Origin of the sequence: Pseudomonas sp. SWRI51, from assembly GCF_014268825.1 — a bacterium.
Lineage (GTDB): Bacteria > Pseudomonadota > Gammaproteobacteria > Pseudomonadales > Pseudomonadaceae > Aquipseudomonas > Aquipseudomonas farsensis.
The window spans coordinates 17,441-35,993 of the sequence record NZ_JABWRG010000009.1 but is presented as its reverse complement, the minus strand read 5'-3'; the positions used below and the strand labels follow the sequence as shown (position 1 = coordinate 35,993).

Sequence of the window (18,553 nt, the reverse complement as noted above, 5' to 3'; positions counted from 1 at the left end):
CGCTTATCCGCAGCGGTCTTCAAAAACACTGGAGAGTCCTATGAAACTGTTGCACATCGATTCGAGCATCCTGGGCGACAATTCCGCCTCCCGCCAGTTGAGCCGCGAAGTGGTAGAAGCCTGGAAGGCAGCCGACCCATCCATAGAAGTGGTGTATCGCGACCTGGCTGCCGATGCCATCAGCCATTTCTCCGCCGCTACCTTGGTTGCCGCCGGCACCGCTGAAGAGGCGCGTGACGCGGCACTGGCACACGAAGCCAAGCTCAGCCAGGAAACCCTCGAAGAGTTCCTGGCAGCAGACGCCGTGGTAATCGGCGCGCCAATGTACAACTTCAGCGTACCCACCCAGCTCAAGGCCTGGATCGACCGTGTAGCGGTGGCCGGCAAGACGTTCAGCTACACCGAAGCCGGCCCGCAGGGGTTGTGCGGTGACAAGAAGGTGATCGTGGTATCGACGGCCGGCGGCCTGCATGAAGGCCAGCCAACCGGCGTTGGCCATGAGGACTTCCTCAAGGTGTTCCTGGGCTTCATCGGCATTACCGACCTTGAGTTCGTACGTGCCCACGGCCTGGCTTACGGCCCCGAGCACCGTGCCAAGGCCATCGATGCCGCCCAGGCGCAGATCGCCGACGAGCTGTTCGTCGCTGCCTGACCTGCAGGTTTTTACCCCAGCCGACTGTCGCCACGCGCGCCAGTCGGCTTTTTTTCATGCTTTTTTCATCCAGCAGGCTTCAAGACGGTTCTAAGCTCAGACGACATCCGGGATTATTGCCATGAATCGACTGCAGAACCTGGTCACTTTGTTGCTGTTCGGCGGCCTGCTGGCCAATGCCGAGGCAGCCTCGTGGTCGGCGGGCCTGCACCGTCTGACATTGGCCGACCCCGTCGATGCCAAGCCGATGCAGGCGCTGGTGTTCTACCCCTCAAGCGGGCAGGCGCACCCCGTGCGCATCGAGGGCTACCAGACGCGGGTTGCCGAAGAGGGGCCGGTTGCCCTTGGGCAGTTTCCGTTGCTGGTAATCTCCCACGGCAATACCGGTAGCCCCATGGCCTTGCATGACCTGGCCAATGGTCTGGCGCGGGAGGGTTTTGTGGTGGTTGCCGTGGTTCACCCTGGGGACAACAGCCGCGATCACAGCCGTCTTGGGGCTGTGAGCAACCTTTATGGCCGGCCGTTGCAGATCAGCGCAGCAATAACTGCAGCACGCGCGGACAAACTGCTCGCCCCGTACCTCAATGACGGCAAGGTCGGTGTAATCGGCTATTCGGCCGGGGGCGAGACGGCGTTGATCCTGTCTGGCGCCCAGCCTGACCTTGAGCGCCTGCGCCGTTACTGCGATGAGCGCCCCAAGGATGCCGATGCCTGCAAGACGCACGGCGTACTGATCGCCGACCACAGCGAACTCACCGCCCACGCGGACCCTCGGGTCGGTGCGGTGATGCTGATGGCGCCGTTGAGTTTGATGTTCGGGCGGCACGCCTTGGCTGGGGTGCAGGTACCGGCGCTGATCTACAGCGGCGACCATGACCAGTTGCTTGCGCTGGAGCACAACGCCGATGCACTGGCGCGCAAGTTGCCGGTCACGCCTGACTATAGGCTGCTCGCCGGCGCCGGGCACTTTGTGTTCATGGCCCCGTGCGATGAAGAGCAGCACCAGCGCATGCCGGCGCTGTGCAAGGACGCCGATGGCGTCGACCGGCGCTACATCCACCGGTCGTTGCGCAGCGAAACCACTACCTTCTTCAGCCAGGCCCTCGGTGCGCCGGAGCCCGCCGAGCGCTCAGCCGCGACGGGCGAGCAACAGCGTCAAGCCCACCCCTGACAGGGCGAGCAACGCAGCCACGGCAAAGATCGAGGCATAGCCCAGATACACCGCCACCGCGCCCATCATTGGCCCTGCAATCGCCAGCGCCAGGTCGAAGAACACCGCATAGGCGCCAAGCCCGGCGCCGCGGCTGCTACTCGGCACCTGGCGGATCGCCTCGACGCCCAGCGCCGGGTATACCAGCGACAGCCCAAAGCCCGTCAGCCCGGCGCCAATCATCGCAAACAGCGGGGAGGGTGCGAGCCACAGCAAGGCCAGCCCCAGCACTTCAGTGGCCATGCAGGCGATGGCTACGTTATAGCCACCGAAGCGGTTCACGGCGTTGACGAACAACAACCGGGAAATGATGAAGCATGTCCCGAACGCGCTCAGGCACAGCGCTGCGCCGCTCCAGCCGCGCTCCAGGTAGTACAAAGTGACGAAGGTGGTCAGGGTGCCGTAGCCGATCGAAGCCAGGGTCAGGCCCAGGCCGCACGGCGCCACACGGGCAAACGCCGACCAGAAGCGCAGGCGTTCACCCCGCACCACCAGCACATCCGGGCGCTTGCGCAGTGCCAGTAGGGCTAGCACGGCCAAGACAAGTAGCGCCGGGCCGAGGGCTGCAAAGTTGAACGCATCGACCATCACTACGCCCACCGGGGCACCGATGGCGATGGCGCCATATGAGGCGATGCCATTCCACGAGATAACCCGTGCGGTGTGTTCCGGGCCCACCTGGCTGATGCCCCAGCTGAGCGTTGCGACGCCGATCAGCCCTTGGGCGATCCCCAGCAACAGGCGCCCGCCAAGCAGTAGCGCCAGGCTCAGCCAGGGCAGGTGCAAGGCCCAGGCCGAGAGCAGGGTGAGTAGGCCGCAGCCGGCGATGCCATACAGGCCGTAGCGGATCGCCCGTTTGCCGCCCAGGGTGTCTGCCACCTTGCCGGCGAACGGCCTGCTGAGCAGCGTTGCCAGGTACTGCAAACCAATGGTCAGGCCGGCGATCACTGCGCCATAGCCCAGTTGGTCATGTACATGGCCTGGCAGCACCGCAATCGGCAGGCCGATGCACAGGAAGGCAATGAAGGTGTAGAAAACGATGGCGAGGATTTGCAGCGTGATGCTGCTGGTATTGCTGGGGGAGGGTACTGGCGCGGTCATGGGCTCGTTCGCGGGTAGGCGGTTGGGCGTACGGGCAATGATGGCGATTGTGCGGAATAAAAGAAAGCAGGCTAACGAATTAAGCGCTGGATGGTAGCCGAAAATGGGGCAGGCAGAAAGCGCGGCAAGCCAGCATGTCGAATCTTTGTGGCCCTGCGCCAGCCTGCGATGAGGCCGGCGCAGGCCTGCACATTACTGTGCCCCAACGCTCGTCGTGGGAGCGGGCTGTCAGATCAGACCACGACGCCCTGGCTACGCAGGTAGTCGTCGTAGGTGCCGCTGAAGTCGATCACACCGTTCGGCGTCAGCTCCAGGATGCGCGTGGCCAGCGAGGACACGAACTCCCGGTCGTGGCTGACGAACAGCAGTGTGCCGGGGTAGTTTTCCAGCGCCAGGTTCAACGCCTCGATCGATTCCATGTCCAGGTGGTTGGTCGGTTCGTCCATCACCAGTACGTTCGGCTTTTGCAGGATCAGCTTGCCGAACAGCATGCGGCCCTGCTCACCCCCGGAAATCACCTTCACCGACTTGAGGATCTCGTCGTTGGAGAACAGCATGCGCCCCAGGGTGCCGCGGATCACTTGCTCGCCGCTGGTCCACTGGCCCATCCAGTCGAACAGGCTCACGTCGTCTTCGAAGTCGTGGGCGTGGTCCTGGGCGTAGTAGCCAACCTCGGCACTGTCGGTCCACTTCACCGCGCCTTTGTCCGGTGTCATTTCACCGACCAGGGTGCGCAGCAGGGTGGTCTTGCCAATGCCGTTGGGGCCGATGATGGCCACGCGCTCGCCGGCTTCGACGGTGAAACTGAAGTCCTTGAACAGCACCTTGTCGTCGAAGGCCTTGGCCATTTTCTCGACGACCACTGCCTGGCGGTGCAGCTTTTTGGTCTGTTCGAAACGAATGAACGGGCTGACGCGGCTGGACGGCTTGACTTCGGCCAGTTGGATCTTGTCGATCTGCTTGGCCCGCGAGGTGGCCTGCTTGGCTTTCGAGGCGTTGGCCGAGAAGCGGCTGACGAAGGTCTGCAGCTCGGCGATCTGGGCTTTCTTCTTGGCGTTGTCCGACAGCAGTTGCTCACGCGACTGGGTGGCCGCGGTCATGTACTCGTCGTAGTTGCCTGGGAACAGGCGCAGCTCGCCGTAGTCAAGGTCAGCCATGTGCGTGCACACGCTGTTGAGGAAGTGACGGTCGTGGGAAATGATGATCATGGTGCTGTTACGCGCCGTGAGGATCGTTTCCAGCCAACGGATGGTGTTGATGTCCAGGTGGTTGGTCGGTTCGTCGAGCAGCAGGACGTCCGGGTCGGAGAACAGCGCCTGGGCCAGCAACACGCGCAGCTTCCAGCCAGGGGCAACTTCGCTCATCGGGCCGAAGTGTTGCTCCAGCGGAATGCCCAGGCCCAGCAGCAGCTCACCGGCGCGCGATTCGGCGGTGTAGCCGTCCATTTCGGCGAACTCGGTTTCCAGCTCGGCGACGGCCATGCCGTCTTCTTCGGTCATTTCTGGCAGCGAGTAGATGCGGTCGCGCTCAGCCTTGACCTTCCACAACTGGTCGTGGCCCATGATCACGGTATCGATCACGGTAAAGTGTTCGTAGGCGAACTGGTCCTGGCGCAGCTTGCCCAGGCGGGTGTTGGGCTCGAGCATCACCTGGCCGCCGGAAGGCTCCAGGTCGCCGCCGAGGATTTTCATGAAGGTCGACTTGCCGCAACCGTTGGCGCCGATCAGGCCATAACGGTTGCCGTTGTTGAATTTGACCGAAACGTTCTCGAACAGCGGCTTGGCGCCGAACTGCATGGTGATATTAGCGGTGGAGATCAAGGAGCTTACCTATCAATAACTTAAGTGGCTTCGTCGCAGCTGCGGACCAATTTCGGACCAATCTGGAGCTTTTCCAGCTCCTGCCAGTCGTTGGACGAGTTAATCCAGCGCGCATAAGTCGATAAGAGCATCTGCACGCTATGCCCGAGCTGTTGGGCGATAAATGCGGGGTTGAGACCTGACATTAAGCATATTGTCGCATAGGTGTGACGGCAGTTATACGGGGGGCGGTACCTAACCCCCAAACCTTGCAAGATCGGGCGCCACTGGTGGTGTAGGTCCGAGGTCTGCTTGACGTGCTCACCATTCTTCCCCGGCGGGAAGACGAACGGTGATTCGGTGAATTTTCCCTTCCCTCGCTTTCGGCGCTCGGCATATTGCTCGGCGAAGTCCAAGGCATGCAATGCCCTGTCGTTGAGCAGCACAAATCTATCTCGCCCGGTTTTTGTCCTTTCTTCCACCACACCCAGCGCGATTGTCCGACGCACGTGAGCGGTCTTCTTCTTCCTATCCACCGCGTCCCAGCGCAGCGCCAAGCCTTCGGACAAACGAAGCCCGGTGAAGAACATGAACTCAAAAAACGCCGCATAGATCTGGCTGGGCCAGTGCTGGTGTTTGTAAAGCTCAGCGATGATTGCATTCGCCTCGTCCAAGGTGAATGGATCGACCTCCTTCCTTGAGCGCGCTGGTAGCTGGATGGCCTCTGCGGGATTCCTTGTTATCAGCCCGTCCAGCACCGCCGAACGTAGGATGGTTGAAAGCTTCACCATCGCATTGCGTTTGACCGACGGCGATGTCCAGGTGATCGCGGCAACGATCCGTCTCAGCAGCGTTGATGTGATCAGATCGATACGTACCAACGCAAGGTGGGGCACCCAGTACAGATTCAAGGTGCCTTTATAGTTCAGCCTGGTGCCTGCGGTGATCTCTCGACTATCCAGCCACAGCTGGGCGTACTCGCCAAATGTCGGAATACCACCCACGACAGCGGCGGAGCTCGGGAACAGCTCGGCGTATTTGTCGTGGTCGAGGAGGTTGAGCTTGATCAGGCTGGTTACTTTATCGCGAAGCTGGGATGCAGCCTTGATCCCTTTTTGTGTCGGGGGGTAGGGAAGGGTCTCACTTCGGCGAGTACCTTCCCACATGAACCTGAGTCGGAGCGAGCCGTAGTGGACGTCGATGCCAGGGGGAAAATCCATTGGCTTTCCAGCCATTCGTCATACCTCTTCTTACTGTAGATGATCCGTCCGCCGTGCTTGATCCAGACGCCTTCGGGGATTCCTCCCCGCAGTCGACGGCCTTCCAAGGCTCGTTTGGTGCAGCCGAGAAGATCAGCCATTCGTTGTTCGGTGACCTTGTCGACGTCGCCAGTGCTTTCGGTTTCCATGGGATGGTCTCCACGCCGCCAATGGCGGCAGTTTGTTGGTCAGTCGCAGCTGCTGGAGCTGGACCCGTTGTCGCTTGAACTGCAGCTGTCGCCCGACGAGTAGCTGCCGCCGCTGTCATGGCTGCTGTAGTCACGACTGGAGCAGGAACTGCTGGTGCTACGCGATGGTTCGTAGGTGTCGGCTTGGTAGGCTGGATGCACCGGGCTGGCAGGGCTCAACGGGTTGAGCGGATCAAGCACCGGGTCTTGCCTACCAGTTGCCCGGCTGTGGCCGCGCGCAGATGCTGTACGTGCTAGCACTGGGCGCGGGTTGGTCTTCTTCCTTCGCTTGAACAGGCGAGCCAGAAAATTGAGCATGAGTCTCTCCATTCCCGCTCATGTCGGCGGGCTTTAGCTATAGGGATAGGGGCTAGGTCAGTGCTGGGGTTCTAGCCTGTGGCTTGCTGATGCAGGGGAAAGAAGCGAGTTGGACAGGTCGCCCGCTCAAACAGGGATCAAAATGACATCATTGCGGTCTATTGGATCTATACTGCTGTCCTGACGTTTGGGGCTGCTGCAACCCTGCGAGAACTGATATGCCGCTACCTGACGAGAGATACATCGCCTACCAATTGCTCAGAGAGCTTGATGCCATTACCTCGACCATAATGAGCCAAGTTGCATACGGACGATTTCGAGACTCTTCGTGGGAGGCTGCTCAAATAGCCCATCGAGAAGCTTTCGAGAAATGGATGCGACACGCGGCTACGTTGAATCCAGCATCGGGGTCGGTTGCAGAGCCGCTGGATCTCTCCCCGCCTGACGACGTAGCTGGTCTTATCGACGCGGTCCAACGCGATCAGAGCTAACCAGGCCGGTAAGGACGGAGTGTCGACAGCCTATTCTTTCTGGCCAGTTTAGGGGTTCTTCCTCAGGTCGTCTCCCCGCCGGTGGCCGTTCACTCAGGTTAGGGCTGCACTGCTTTGGATTCTTTGGGCTAAGGACTGCCACGTAAAACGCCGATCCGCTCAAGAAAAAACGACATAAGTCCATAACGCCCTACTTAGCAATCCGGAGCCTGTAAATGTTCAACCGCACCCTGAAAAAGAATGTTCTAGAACTCAACAGGGAGCTGAGTCTGCTGCGTCAGCAAGTCGAGCAGATGGATCGAGGGATGTTATCCATCAGGCTCGATGAGCAGTTTCGAATCTGCGCTTTCAACCAGGCGTTTAAGCAGAGTTTGGGCTACCCCGACGAGCGCCTATTCGGGCGGCCTCTCTCTGAAATCGTTCCACCTTATGTCAAAGACCTACCATGTTTTCATGCCTTCAACAGGGCTGTGGCCCAGTTTGATCCTGTGCATGATGAGTATCGCTACCTCCGGGCAGACGGCAGCCTGGCGTGGCTGAAAATCTATTGGCTCCCCATTCGTGGTGAAGATGGACGACTTGCCTATGTTCAGGGATACGGTAGCGAGATTACCCGCACCGTGGAGCAATCCAAGGAGAACGAGGCGCTAATCCAAGCCCTGCTGCGGTCGACGGCTGTTATTGAATTCAAACTCGACGGTACGGTTATCGCGGCCAACAAGCAGTTTCTCGATGCCATGGGCTATTCACTTGGCCAAATCGTGGGCAAGCATCACCGCATGTTCTGCTCTACTGAGGAAGCCTCATCTAACGAGTACGAAAGTTTCTGGAAGAAGCTCAACCGTGGGGAGTATGTGGCAGATCGGTTCAAGCGGATCGACGGGCGTGGAAACGACATTTGGTTGGAGGCTACCTACAACCCGGTTCACGACACCGAAGGTAATCTCTCCAAAGTGGTGAAGTTTGCGAGCGTGGTTACTGACCAAGTTGCGCGCGAACAGGAAGTTAAAGATGCGGCTGGCGTTGCCTTTGAGGTCTCTCGAAAAACTGACGCTAGTGCTGAGCACGGAGCGGTAGTGGTGACGCGCACAGTAGGGACAATGCGCAGTATTGCCGAGCAGATGAAGTCGGCTACCGAAAGCATCGAGGCCCTTGGCAAGCAATCCGCGATAATCAGCTCGATTGTTCAAACCATTGGCGGTATCGCCTCACAAACCAATCTTCTAGCCCTCAATGCAGCGATTGAAGCCGCGCGCGCTGGAGAGCATGGAAGGGGGTTCGCCGTGGTTGCCGATGAAGTCCGCAAGCTAGCAGGTCACACTAGCTCGGCTACCGAGGAGATCGTTATTGTCGCCCAACAGAACCAGGCCCTTGCAGATCAAGCTGTCTCCGAAATGTTCAATAGCCGGGCCAAAGCCGAGGAAGGTTTAGTTCTAGCGAACGAAGCCGGCACCGTGATTCTTGAAATTCAAAACGGTGCGAAGCAAGTGGTCCAAGCCGTTGGGCATTTTGCGAACGAGGTAAGCTAGCCCGGACAGTAGCGATTTTGAATGGAGGGGGCTGGAGTCGGGTGGTGTTCCGGCTTGCGCTCCTTCATGGGCTCTTCTCTCGAGCTTGCCGTGCTACGCCTCCCATAATGGCGATCGACACGCGGCGCCGCTCCTGGACATCCGCGCTATCGGGGTCGTTGTCAGGGCCAAGCCACACCTTCGGTGTGGCGGCCATGGCCCGCTTGACGCGTTGGAACTGCTCCTCTCGCTGCCAGAGGCTGCTCCAGATGAGGATTTGTTTCTTGCCCTGCTGCTCACCTTCGGCCAGCTTCCAGATAGCCTGGCGGTCGAAGGTCATAAGAGCATCCATTGCGCAGACAGCAAGTCTCAAGTCGTCGTATTCCGGCCGCTCGCCTGATTTCGCGGCTTCGATAATTTCGCCGAGTGTCTTCATGGCGTCAGCTCCGTTAGTGGATGAACAGGGCATGGCCAGCGCAGTGAGCCGTCGCCGGATGGGCAGGTGCACAGCGCCTCCCCAGGCACCTCAAAGAACCCTAAGCGCCCCTTCATAGGGGAGAACGGCAGCGGCTTCGGATCGCGCAACACGAAGCCTTTCTCACCCATGTACCAAGGCGACTCGCTGTGATCGACGCTGTCGACGAGCTCAACTGAGCCGATGATTCCGCCTCGCAACAGGTTCTCAGGCGGTACCGGGAATGGCGGTTTGATCCCCCTTTGGGCCATAAAATCGAACGCTGACAGAAACTCACGGCGAGTCATACCGGCAGCGGCGTGCACCAAGAAACGACCTCGAAACTTCGTGTGCCAAGTGCGATTTTCGATATCTTTGCCACCGCTCATGATCAGCCAGGCCCATGGCTGGCGAATCGAAAGTGCCTTCATAGCGAATACCTCTCTTCGATCCGCTGCGCCTGTGCGCCGGCCGGGGTTGGCCCATTGTCCTGCTGTTCGTGCGGGGAGAGCTGGCGCTCGTTGCCGGCCTGCAGCTGGCTGTCGGGGATGCAACTGATACCTACGCCACTTCCGGGCTGATAGATCCAGCAGCTGGCGCCGCGCTCATCGTCATGGAAGACGCGAACCCCATACGGCAAAGGCGATGCGCTGGCGCCGGTGGCCAGCAGCAGGAGGCAGAGGACGAGGCGGGTCATGGAGTCACCTTGTGGCGGACCCATACGCAGATCGGTCCGTCTTCTGTGTCATGGATGGAGAAGATGAACCAGTCATCACCTGCTGGTTGGCTCGGGTTCCAGGTGGTGCAGTCTGCGATGCCGTCGTGGTACCAAGCCGCTTGGAGGGTTTCGGACGCGTCATATTCGAAATCGACCTGTTTGATGGCTAGGCCGTGATCATCGAACCAGGAATACGGAATAAGCTCCTCATCCGTTGAGGGCCACGCAGGGTGGGTCCAGAAGCCGTGCTCATCACGCTCAACAGCGATCGGCTGAATCCGTTGATTTTCTTCAGGCATGACGATTCCTTGGCCGCCATATCGCGGCTTTCCGAATTAATTGGGGGGATTAGTGACCTATGAGGGTATGTAGCGGTCCACCGACTAGGCCCGCCAATCGGCTGGCCTCACACATCGGTGGCGAAATTGGCAAAAGTAAACAGGGAGGAGCAGTTTCGTGCCTACGAACTGTTGCGGAAGCTGGATGTTCTAACCACTGCGGCCATGAGTCGCGTGGCTTATGGCCACATTTCGGGAGCGGATTGGGAATACGTCTGCAGCGAGCATCGAAAAGCATTCGAAGAATGGATGGAATTTGCAGCATCGATCGGCGCGCCCGACACTGAGGCGTAGGTCAACCGCACGTCTGCTCTGCCCCATCTCGCGGGCAAAAAGTTGTACAGGGGAGGGGGTAGGTACAGCTTTGAAAGCCGATTGTCCGATTCGGCTCACAGCCTTGGCCTTGAGCTGTTGCATCGCGTCTTGCTTGCGCTATTTTTATCCTTCGTAGCTAGACATAACGAACGGTTGCAGGAGGGCTGTATGAGAATTCGCGGCGAGATATTTTGGGATTGGTCGGACCCGACACTCCACCATCGAACTCACGAAGAGACCCTTGATGACGGCACCTACATTGAGGTGCAGGTGAGGCTGTCGCCCACCGGTGCCACGCAGATGTTCATCGGCGTGTACGCTCCGGATGGGGTGGCGGTCCATGAGGAAGCTTTCGACTCTCGCCCAGGAGAGTCGATGACCCGAGCAATGGCCTGGGGCGTTGGCAAGGCGCGGCGCGCGGCCGTTCAAGGCTTATCTGCTGGCGGTGCTGCTGCCTCCTCCCGATAGAGGGAGGGGTGAAAGCTGGATAGAGTACAAATGTGCTCTATCGGGCCGTTGAGCTATTCGCCCTGGTTGGCCCGCATCTTCAGGCGTTGGAATGAGGTGCCTGGGATTTCGTGGTCACGAACAACTGGCTCGGCGCTGTGGGATAGGCCCCGACGAGCGCCATCAGGTCAGCTATGGCAGCGTCGTACCAGGCGTAACTGGCGCTCTCATTGAGCTCGTCTTGGAATGCCTCCAGCACGGCCGCCCGGGTTTCGGTTGTCCAGCCAGCAATCGCGCCGAGCAGCTCCTCCTGCTTGGTCAACTGCGCGCGCAGCGTGTCACGCTCCCGCATCACATCGGTATGCTTTCCACGCCAGTGCCGCACCGAATCAAGCTCCTCTGCTGCCGTGGGAGCGGCGAAGAGCCGAACGCTGTAGCGCGCTAGGCAGTCACCGTCGCCCATGCGCAGGGTCGCTGCTCGCCCTTCGGCGGTGATAAAGTCTCGGTGGGTGGGGTCATACCAGGCGGTTGGCTCGGCGTGGTGCTGCTCGGCTCTCGCATTCCACAGCTCAATCGCCTTGTCGCGCCCTGGCTGCTCTTCGCCCTCATCCTGTACCAAGCCAACTGGGCCACGGGCCAGGCAAGCCTCATGCGGCCCAGTCAGGCCTTGGCAGATCACCACTGAGGCGTCGCTGTCTAGGCGCTCGATAAGAAAGTCCTGCTGGCCGCAGAAGGGGCACGGCAACATCTCGCTGACCATATCGGTGTTGATGGATCGGTTTTCTGTGGGCATGTTGAAATCTCGGATCCTGGAATTGAGCGAATACCCGTGCTTTCCTATTGGTCCAGTTCACAACAGGAGCACTGCCGTGGGTACGAAAGTTTTTGGGGAAGCGTTTATTTGGTCGGGCGCCTCGCAGCTGCAGGGCGGCTATTACCCGATCTTGAGTGTTCAGCGGGGCGAGGAGAGGCCTGCGTATGCCGTGCTCAGGGAAGCCAGCTATCCCACCCTTGAGGAGGCTCATCGAGTGGCTATGGATGTTGTCGAACAGGTCGAGTTTGTGAATGATCAGAACGTAATCACATTGAAAGGAGGGCAGACGCTTCAGGCCGCGTGAGCTCCAGCCTGGTAGTCAGACCATCCGATCTTCGGCATCTTGGTCTTTGGATTGATCACCGGCTTGCCCTTGGCGTCGACTAGCGCGCAGCGGGCGCGGATGCGCAAATCTCGGCACTCGCTGTGCTTCTTTGCCAGTTCGATGAACTGCTGCGCGTACTGAGGGGCGTCGAATAGATTGCTCAGTTGCTTCACTCGCTCGCCGCTCATGAGCTTGTCAGCGTATTTCGCGACGGCTTCGTGCCACTGGGCTGGCGTCAGTTGCAAGGGGGGGGGCGCCAGGCTTGCCGGGCTTGCTGGTTTTGACGCGCTTCTTGGCCTCGGCCAGCGCTACGTCGCGGGTCATTCCGAACACTGCGAATGTACTCATAGGGCTCTCCTCACTGACCGCTTGCGATCTGTGCTTGGGCCTGACCGCTGTGTGCCATGCCTGGGTTCAGCTCGACGCGCTGGCCCGCCAGCAACCCGGCGATCTGTGCGTCCAGATCCAACTCAACCTTTGGCGCCTTTCGGGCTTTGCCGATTTCCTGGCCTGCCAGGTACTGGTCGATCAATGCCTTGTCCTGCGTTTCAATGGCGACCAGGTCGCGACCATCCGAGTGGTGGGTAAGCCCTGGATCTTCCTCTCCGCGAGGAAGCAGCTCATGGATCTTGCCGTGAACTGCGGACACCCAGGCGAGAGCGAAATGATCACCGGCGGTCTCGGGGGAGTAGGAGCTGTGGCGCTTGCCTGAACGGACGAGCGCCACATACTCACGGCGCGCCAAGGTCAGCTTCACCAGAAGAGCCTCGTAGGCATAAATCGCGATCTGCGGGGCTGGAGAAACTCCGACAAACAGCGCGCGATCAACCCTGCGGCCGGACGATTTGCACCAGTGCTGATAAGACAGAGGCCTGACGCCAAACACTTGGGCCACGATGCCACTCAGGTGACGATCCCAGGTAGGGCGGCGATTGGCGCGCGCCTTCTCCGACTCAACCTCGCTGACATCGCTCAGACGCACGTCCAGCTCGGTCAGGCGGTATTCACGCATCAGCGCCTGGGCCTGGCGCATTGCGGTGGCGGCCTCGTTCTCGTTCGAGCTTTTGGAGAGGGCCAGGCAGCGCTTGATCTTGCGGATCACCCGTTCGAGTTTGCTTTCGTCGTGCTCTTGCTCGGTCATGTCGTTGTCCTTGCGTGCAGGCGCCGCCCTCGCCGGGGTGGCGTGGTTCGTTGGTTTCGATTAAAAGGTTTCAACAGGCAACGAAGTCGTAGTGGAAATTCACTTCGTGGTGGGGTATTAAGTTAGGATTCGAGACATCAAGCGAAGGATCGTATGTACCAACAACAGTATTGGACTGAGATGCAAGAGCTCAGGGCTCACGCTTACTATCTGGAGCTTTACCAGCAGCGCAGTGAGCGCATTGATACTGGAGTGGGAATATTTCTGGCCCTCACATCTTCTGCAAGTATTGCTGCTTGGGCTATGTGGAAGGATGCCTCGATGGTTTGGGGCTCGATCATCGCGGTAAGCCAAGTAGTGTCGGTTGCTTACAAGCTGTTACCCTTCAAGACGAGAATCAAGCCATTGTCCGTTGCTTCCATTGAGCTGTTTTCTTTGGCGGATGAAGCAGAGCGCGGTTGGCATGATGTTGCGGAAGAGGTCTTGACAGCAAAAGAAATTAACGAAAAGCGATTTCAAGTTCGCAGCAAGAAATCGGCAATTATGAAGTCGTCTTTCGCCAGCACATCATTGCCTGAAGCTGCTGACTTGATGCTTCAAGCCGAAAGCAAAATGAGATACTACTTCAACAACTTCTACGTGGGTGCCGATGATGAGTAAAGACAGCGGAAAGGGATCGAATGACAAAAACCGAGGAGTTCCAACCTATGATCATGGGCTGCCCCCTGTAAAAAGTGGGACTCCAATGCCTAAGGTGAAGCCGCCAAAGTCCGAGAAAAAGACCAGCTAGCACGGGTCGGTTCTTGGGGGGCAGATTTCATCGCCCGGATCACGCCTCAGCTCAGCCATGCTGGCCTCATTGAACTGTCGCGCCAGTTTCGGCGATATGTAGAAAGCTGGCGCGTCAGGCTTTTCGAGTCGTCGCGCCCGCTCTTCCGGCTCCTGGGCGATCCATGACAGGGCCATGTCCTGCCACAGCTCCTGCACCTGCTTGTAGCCGTGACGCTTGAGCTCGGCCGCGAACGCCTTCTTGATCCCAGCCGGCATCGTGATTGTCACGTCCTCGATGCCCAGCTTCTCGGCTTCCGCCTTCTGCCGGGCGCGGTAGTCCGCTGAGTGCTTCGCGCTGCCGGTCTTCTTCTCGGCCATGGCCGATACCTCCCAAGCCGCTGGGCGGCAGATTGATGTGTTGCTGGCGCCGGCCATGCCGAACGCGCGCGGTGATGCGTGTCAAGGTCGGTCCCCGTATAGCGGAAAGTCGAGGCCGTTCTCCTCGATGATCTTTTTGAGGTATCCGTCGCTGATGCCAAGACGGCCGGCGACGAAGTGGCGGCTCAAGCCTTTGCCGCTGTTGGCGCGCACCAGATCGACAATCCGCGCCTTTTCAGCGGCTCTTGCCTGGCGAGCAACCTCGCGCTGCTGGCGCTCTTTGTTGTTCGACCTGAACAGGAAACCGTGAGCCTTCGAAATGCGGTGAAGCTCTGTCCGGCCGATACCCGGCTCGCGGACGGCCTCACCAAGTGTCATCGTTTTGGCTGCTTCCTTGACCCGCTGGAGCTGCTCGCGCTCAGCACGTAGGCGCTCAGTGATCGAGTGATCACCTGCAGCCAGATCGGAAGCGTGGTGAGGACGACGTGGCACCGGCTCAAAGCCTTGCAGCACCTGGACGCTGCCACCACTGCCGAAGAAGTTGTCGATGCTCGCATTGAGCTGTGCCAGCAGCGCCTCGCGCGGGTCGTGAGTGGGTGCTCCGTTCATTGCAGTGCGCCTCGCTTGCTGGCTACTCCAGCTTCCATCGCATCCACGAAGCGCATCGCTGCGCGATGACTGAAGCAGAAGCCCTTTGTCAGGCCCGTGGAAATCTCGATGACATGCCAAGCTTTGCCTTTGGCGACCGCCTGGAAGCGAGGCCCCTGCGGTGGAGCAGGGCGCCCGATCTTCTCGTAGAACTCGGTGGTAGCTATGAAGGTACGAGCACGCATATCAGCCAAAACGGCCGCGCGTTCTTGAAGGCGTGGGTGCATGGTGTGCTCCTCGTGAGTATCAGGCGTAGTAGTCGAAGGATTCGGCTTTGCGGGCTATGCGGAACACCGCTTCACGGCGCTCTGGTGCGCGGCGATCACGGCGCATCGGGTCGCTGTCGCTGATGGCGGAATGCATGGCGACCAGCCCAGCGAGCGCGATGCACAGCGGGCTGATGATTTGCTGGCGCATGGCTTTGGTGACCGCCTCGATGCGCCGGCCGGCTTCCAGCTTGAAGAGAGCGGCTTCGATGCGATTGGCGACGGTGCCTGGGCTGACTGCCATCTGGCGGGCGATTTCTTTGGTGGTTAGGCCTTGGGCCACCCACAGCAGCGCTTCAAGCTCACGGGGAGCCAGCGCCTTGCCGAGCTGGCCAATCCATGAGCCGCAGGTGATCGTGTCCATGATTCATCTCGGTAGGGCGCCGTCCAAGGCTTTGCGCAGCTCAAGGACAAGCGCGGTGGGTAAGGTGAGGGATCTGCTGTCTTCGTCGACTGCACCAAGCGATGCAATCAAATTGCGAGAGGCGGTGTGCACGGCTTCAAGACGTGGCTTAGGGATCGTCGGGCCTTTCATCGTGCCCGCCGTGACCTTCTTCTTTCCGCTGGCCTGGGCTTTCTCCAGCTCGGCACCCAGCACCTTGCCGGCGCCGTCGCCGTGCTCGCGAACCACCTGTGCGGCGGTCGTTGCGGATACATGGCCAGCGGCGACCAGGTTCTGCACATCGGTGTTGGCGTCGCCTACTGTGAGCACCTGCTCAACATGCTGCCGCGTCTTGCCGACCTTCTTCGCGATCTGTTCGGGCATCCAGCCGAAGGCCCGCAACCGCTTGTAACCCTCTGCCAGCTCCAGCGGGGAGAGCTTTTCGTTCTCCTGGCTTGAGATGATCCGAGCAACGCGGTCGGCATCGCTGCCCTCGAACGCGACCACTGGCACCCAAGCTTCGAGTATCTCGGGATTGTCCCTGTTAGGCGTCCTGGGCAGGCGACCGGCTTTATCCAGTTTGAGCATTGCTCGGCGTCGGCGGTGCCCATCCACAATCCAAACGCCGCCCGCAGGTCGGGGACGAACCTCAAGCGGTGGGATTTGGCCGCCGTTCGCAATGAACTCAGCCAGAAGCTCAATGCTTGCTTCGAGGGCATCACCCTCAATGCGCAAGTTAAAGCCGGGTTCCTCGTAGAGGTCTTCCAGCTTCACTCGCATGGCGTCTGCGCGGCGCACATCGCCATCCTTGATCATTTGCTTGAATGACTTGGTCATCGCAATTCACTTCCGTTGGGGCTGCATTGGTCGTGACGCTCGCTGCCGTAGACCTCCCGGACCAACGGGAGGGCGAACGTCACGACCGATACAGCCTGGTGCTGGGGAGTACCAGGTGATCGGGCCGCCAGCTGTGGTGGCGAATTGATGGTGCCCGGATGTTTAGCCACGCCGGGCCGTGGTAGCCTCGCAAGTCCCTACGACTGTTGAGGCAAATTTGATGGAACAAAAGAAACTCGCTGAGCCCAAATGCCCAAGCTGCGCTGCTGTCGGTCTCAACTGCATTGTCAGCCAGGACAGCGTTCAGCAGCATGGAAGCGGTGATGCCTGGTTTCAGGTGGCACACTGCGCAGAATGCGGACATATCTATGGGGTGTTCGCCAAAATCACAAACCCGATTTCCCCTAAGTTTCCATCGTTCCCAGGGCGCTAATCATTCCTGATGGCAATCGCGCGGCGGACAACTTCGTCGCGCTCTGCTTGCCTGCGATCAAGCCGATCAAGAAGGGGCTCAATGAGCCAGTAAACACCTGCACAAATCAAACGCCTCATGCCCTTCCTCCAGTTGATTTCCCGTCTGGCCCTGTCGCCAAGGCCAGCCAGTGAAATCTGCCTCGACCCGCAACTGGCGTCGGTCTTCGGCAATTTACGTGTTGTTGACTCCAGCCGCGGGCCTTTCGGCTTGTTCTCCCGCTGGATAACTGTTCTTGGCGCTTTACGCTGCACGCCTGGGGCAGTTGCCACCCCTCTGGACCGTTTAGGCCTGTCCATCGCTGCCTTCACTGCTGGCCGGTGTCGATCCGGCATGCATGAAAAGTAGCAGCGCTGATATGCGTTGTAAATAGCAGTGCTAATATTTATTTCGCTGGGCATAAGAAAGCCCGCGCTTGGCGGGCTTGGATGGCGGGCTAGGTGCGGGCTATTTGGCGTACATTCCCCACCAAAATACATGGCCGATGATGCTGATTTCTTGATCTTGCATCTGCTGGAAACTGTAGTCTTCGTCGGGGTGTTCATCTCGGTTGAAGCTTCGCAACCTGATGCCGCCAGGCATTCGGTATGCCTGCTTCACGCGGAGTTGCCCGCTGTGGTTGATCGCGTACAGCTCACCGTCAGTGATGTCTGTTATCGACGTGAGGCCTGTATTCACGCCAACCGTGGCGCCGTCTCGGAGCACAGGGGTCATGCTATTGCCTCTGACCCTTACGCATTTCGCCTTTTCGAACTGAACCCCGTTGGCCCGAAGGCTCGCTTTGTCGAACCTTAGTTTGGATCCGTCATCTTCTTCAATGCCGAAGCGGCCCGAGCCCGCAGCTAGCTCCACTTCCTTCAGGAACGGCACGGCCACCTCGTCATCATCAACGGGCGTCTTTTCATCCCAGGCTCGAATTGGCTTCAGCTCCATATCTTTCGAGGGCTGCATAGGCTCTGCAATGCCTTTCAAAAGCCTGGGGCTGACTTCAGCTGGTGAGAAGTCTAGGGCTTTGGCCATCCTCAGCAACGCCTCGAGATTCAGCGGTACTTTTCCCGTCGCATACTGGCTGAACGCGCTTTGGCCGGACCAACCGCAAGCGTCTGCGACATCGGCCTGGTTGAGGGATCTACCGGCTATTTTTGCCGCTTGCTTCCGCTGCTCATAGATAGCTTTGAGGCGCTGGCTCTCTTGGATTTCTTCGGGTGTAAGTGGGCGTCGTGTCTTCATGTCATGAAGAATATTAGCTGTGCTGATGGTGTCACAAACAGCGCTGCTAGTATTTCCTTGTTTGATTAAAGTAGCGCTGCTACTATCGATATGCATATACGCACGCTGGAACGGACATGAAGACGATCCCCCTTACTGAATATCTAGAGCTCCATGGAACCCAGGCCGATCTGGCGGCGGCTCTGGGTATGAATCAAAGCGCCGTTTCGCAAATGGTGCGGGCCGGCCGGTGCGTTCATGTGGTCATCCATGACGACGGCCGTATTGAGGCCTATGAGCAGCGACCGGTCCCAGCTAGACCCAAAGCACACCGCCCGGCTGCTTGACGAAGACAATTATGCGCGACCTGGCAATGAGCCAGTAGATGACAGAAACACCTGCTGATCCATCCAGTACCTGAATCGCACACGAAAAAAAACCGCCTGGCAGGGCGGCTTCTTCACAACTCAAATCGAGGTCGATTATGCACCGCCAAGTCGATGCAGGCAATA

24 protein-coding genes are annotated in these 18,553 nt (G+C 59.2%); 7 read left to right on the top strand and 17 right to left on the bottom strand.

What is annotated here, in order from left to right; translation table 11 throughout:
• Nucleotides 1-40 precede the first annotated feature (40 nt).
• A complete protein-coding gene (locus tag HU720_RS05465) occupies nt 41-652 on the top strand; it encodes an FMN-dependent NADH-azoreductase (RefSeq protein WP_186517932.1) in 612 nt (203 codons plus the stop codon).
• Between the two features lie 121 nt (nt 653-773).
• Nucleotides 774-1,823 carry a dienelactone hydrolase gene (locus HU720_RS05460; RefSeq protein WP_186517931.1) on the top strand — a complete coding sequence of 350 codons (1,050 nt, stop codon included), beginning with the start codon at nt 774-776 and terminating at the stop codon, nt 1,821-1,823.
• Here the strand turns inward: HU720_RS05460 and HU720_RS05455 are convergent.
• The 4 genes from HU720_RS05455 to HU720_RS24245 form a co-directional block, all read right to left on the bottom strand.
• The gene (locus HU720_RS05455) at nt 1,782-3,068 is read right to left on the bottom strand and encodes an MFS transporter (RefSeq protein ID WP_186518012.1); all 1,287 of its coding nucleotides are present in this window, start codon (nt 3,066-3,068) and stop codon (nt 1,782-1,784) included. The two genes, HU720_RS05460 and HU720_RS05455, sit on opposite strands and share 42 nt — an antisense overlap.
• 128 nt (nt 3,069-3,196) lie before the next feature.
• Entirely contained in the window at nt 3,197-4,783 is a 1,587-nt protein-coding gene (locus tag HU720_RS05450; protein WP_186517930.1) for an ABC-F family ATPase, read from the bottom strand.
• A gap of 20 nt (nt 4,784-4,803) precedes the next feature.
• Nucleotides 4,804-5,997, bottom strand: coding sequence for a site-specific integrase (locus HU720_RS05445; RefSeq protein WP_186517929.1), 1,194 nt, complete (start codon nt 5,995-5,997; stop codon nt 4,804-4,806).
• Between the two features lie 212 nt (nt 5,998-6,209).
• Nucleotides 6,210-6,527, bottom strand: a complete 318-nt coding sequence (locus tag HU720_RS24245) for a hypothetical protein (protein ID WP_238337638.1) — start codon at nt 6,525-6,527, stop codon at nt 6,210-6,212.
• A 706-nt stretch (nt 6,528-7,233) separates the two neighbouring features.
• On the opposite strand from HU720_RS24245, the gene HU720_RS05440 reads away from it, so the two are divergent.
• Entirely contained in the window at nt 7,234-8,547 is a 1,314-nt protein-coding gene (locus HU720_RS05440; protein ID WP_186517927.1) for a PAS domain-containing methyl-accepting chemotaxis protein, read from the top strand.
• Between the two features lie 64 nt (nt 8,548-8,611).
• On the opposite strand, the gene HU720_RS05435 is transcribed toward HU720_RS05440, so the two are convergent.
• Genes HU720_RS05435 through HU720_RS05420 form a run of 4 tightly spaced genes read right to left on the bottom strand, consistent with a single transcriptional unit; the run spans nt 8,612 to nt 9,997 of the window.
• Entirely contained in the window at nt 8,612-8,962 is a 351-nt protein-coding gene (locus HU720_RS05435; protein ID WP_186517925.1) for a hypothetical protein, read from the bottom strand.
• Nucleotides 8,959-9,411 carry an ASCH domain-containing protein gene (locus HU720_RS05430; protein WP_238337637.1) on the bottom strand — a complete coding sequence of 151 codons (453 nt, stop codon included), beginning with the start codon at nt 9,409-9,411 and terminating at the stop codon, nt 8,959-8,961. The genes HU720_RS05435 and HU720_RS05430 overlap by 4 nt, the downstream gene beginning before the upstream one ends.
• Nucleotides 9,408-9,677 carry a hypothetical protein gene (locus HU720_RS05425; protein WP_186517924.1) on the bottom strand — a complete coding sequence of 90 codons (270 nt, stop codon included), beginning with the start codon at nt 9,675-9,677 and terminating at the stop codon, nt 9,408-9,410. Before HU720_RS05425 ends, HU720_RS05430 begins: the two co-directional genes overlap by 4 nt.
• Complete coding sequence (locus tag HU720_RS05420) at nt 9,674-9,997, bottom strand: hypothetical protein (protein WP_186517922.1); 324 nt, start codon at nt 9,995-9,997, stop codon at nt 9,674-9,676. Before HU720_RS05420 ends, HU720_RS05425 begins: the two co-directional genes overlap by 4 nt.
• Nucleotides 9,998-10,519: 522 nt before the next feature.
• On the opposite strand from HU720_RS05420, the gene HU720_RS05415 reads away from it, so the two are divergent.
• Nucleotides 10,520-10,819 carry a hypothetical protein gene (locus HU720_RS05415; RefSeq protein ID WP_186517920.1) on the top strand — a complete coding sequence of 100 codons (300 nt, stop codon included), beginning with the start codon at nt 10,520-10,522 and terminating at the stop codon, nt 10,817-10,819.
• Between the two features lie 79 nt (nt 10,820-10,898).
• Here HU720_RS05415 and HU720_RS05410 read toward each other — a convergent pair whose 3' ends face one another.
• Nucleotides 10,899-11,591 (bottom strand): Lar family restriction alleviation protein, encoded by a 693-nt coding sequence (locus HU720_RS05410; RefSeq protein ID WP_186517918.1) that lies wholly within the window; start codon nt 11,589-11,591, stop codon nt 10,899-10,901.
• Nucleotides 11,592-11,667: 76 nt separating this feature from the next.
• Between HU720_RS05410 and HU720_RS05405 the strand changes: the two genes are divergently transcribed.
• Nucleotides 11,668-11,916, top strand: coding sequence for a hypothetical protein (locus HU720_RS05405; protein WP_186517917.1), 249 nt, complete (start codon nt 11,668-11,670; stop codon nt 11,914-11,916).
• Here the strand turns inward: HU720_RS05405 and HU720_RS05400 are convergent.
• Both HU720_RS05400 and HU720_RS05395 read right to left on the bottom strand, forming a co-directional pair.
• Nucleotides 11,904-12,182 (bottom strand): hypothetical protein, encoded by a 279-nt coding sequence (locus tag HU720_RS05400; protein WP_186518014.1) that lies wholly within the window; start codon nt 12,180-12,182, stop codon nt 11,904-11,906. The genes HU720_RS05405 and HU720_RS05400 overlap by 13 nt on opposite strands.
• A 113-nt stretch (nt 12,183-12,295) precedes the next feature.
• On the bottom strand, nt 12,296-13,078 hold the full coding sequence (locus HU720_RS05395; RefSeq protein ID WP_186517916.1) for a DUF2786 domain-containing protein: 783 nt from the start codon (nt 13,076-13,078) through the stop codon (nt 12,296-12,298).
• Nucleotides 13,079-13,231: 153 nt separating this feature from the next.
• Between HU720_RS05395 and HU720_RS05390 the strand changes: the two genes are divergently transcribed.
• Nucleotides 13,232-13,738, top strand: a complete 507-nt coding sequence (locus tag HU720_RS05390) for a hypothetical protein (RefSeq protein ID WP_186517915.1) — start codon at nt 13,232-13,234, stop codon at nt 13,736-13,738.
• Nucleotides 13,739-13,864: 126 nt separating this feature from the next.
• On the opposite strand, the gene HU720_RS05385 is transcribed toward HU720_RS05390, so the two are convergent.
• The 6 genes from HU720_RS05385 to HU720_RS05360 all read right to left on the bottom strand — a co-directional run bounded on the left by HU720_RS05385 (nt 13,865) and on the right by HU720_RS05360 (nt 18,062).
• Nucleotides 13,865-14,227 (bottom strand): hypothetical protein, encoded by a 363-nt coding sequence (locus HU720_RS05385; RefSeq protein WP_186517914.1) that lies wholly within the window; start codon nt 14,225-14,227, stop codon nt 13,865-13,867.
• A gap of 81 nt (nt 14,228-14,308) precedes the next feature.
• On the bottom strand, nt 14,309-14,836 hold the full coding sequence (locus HU720_RS05380; RefSeq protein ID WP_186517913.1) for a hypothetical protein: 528 nt from the start codon (nt 14,834-14,836) through the stop codon (nt 14,309-14,311).
• Nucleotides 14,833-15,102, bottom strand: coding sequence for a hypothetical protein (locus HU720_RS05375; protein ID WP_186517912.1), 270 nt, complete (start codon nt 15,100-15,102; stop codon nt 14,833-14,835). Before HU720_RS05375 ends, HU720_RS05380 begins: the two co-directional genes overlap by 4 nt.
• Nucleotides 15,103-15,121: 19 nt before the next feature.
• Nucleotides 15,122-15,505 carry a helix-turn-helix transcriptional regulator gene (locus HU720_RS05370; RefSeq protein WP_186517910.1) on the bottom strand — a complete coding sequence of 128 codons (384 nt, stop codon included), beginning with the start codon at nt 15,503-15,505 and terminating at the stop codon, nt 15,122-15,124.
• 3 nt (nt 15,506-15,508) lie between these two features.
• Nucleotides 15,509-16,360 carry a ParB N-terminal domain-containing protein gene (locus HU720_RS05365; protein ID WP_186517908.1) on the bottom strand — a complete coding sequence of 284 codons (852 nt, stop codon included), beginning with the start codon at nt 16,358-16,360 and terminating at the stop codon, nt 15,509-15,511.
• Between the two features lie 919 nt (nt 16,361-17,279).
• Nucleotides 17,280-18,062: a S24 family peptidase gene (locus tag HU720_RS05360; protein WP_186518011.1), complete on the bottom strand. Its 783-nt coding sequence runs from the start codon at nt 18,060-18,062 to the stop codon at nt 17,280-17,282.
• A gap of 116 nt (nt 18,063-18,178) precedes the next feature.
• On the opposite strand from HU720_RS05360, the gene HU720_RS05355 reads away from it, so the two are divergent.
• Nucleotides 18,179-18,388, top strand: a complete 210-nt coding sequence (locus tag HU720_RS05355) for a Cro/CI family transcriptional regulator (protein ID WP_186517906.1) — start codon at nt 18,179-18,181, stop codon at nt 18,386-18,388.
• Nucleotides 18,389-18,553 lie beyond the last annotated feature (165 nt).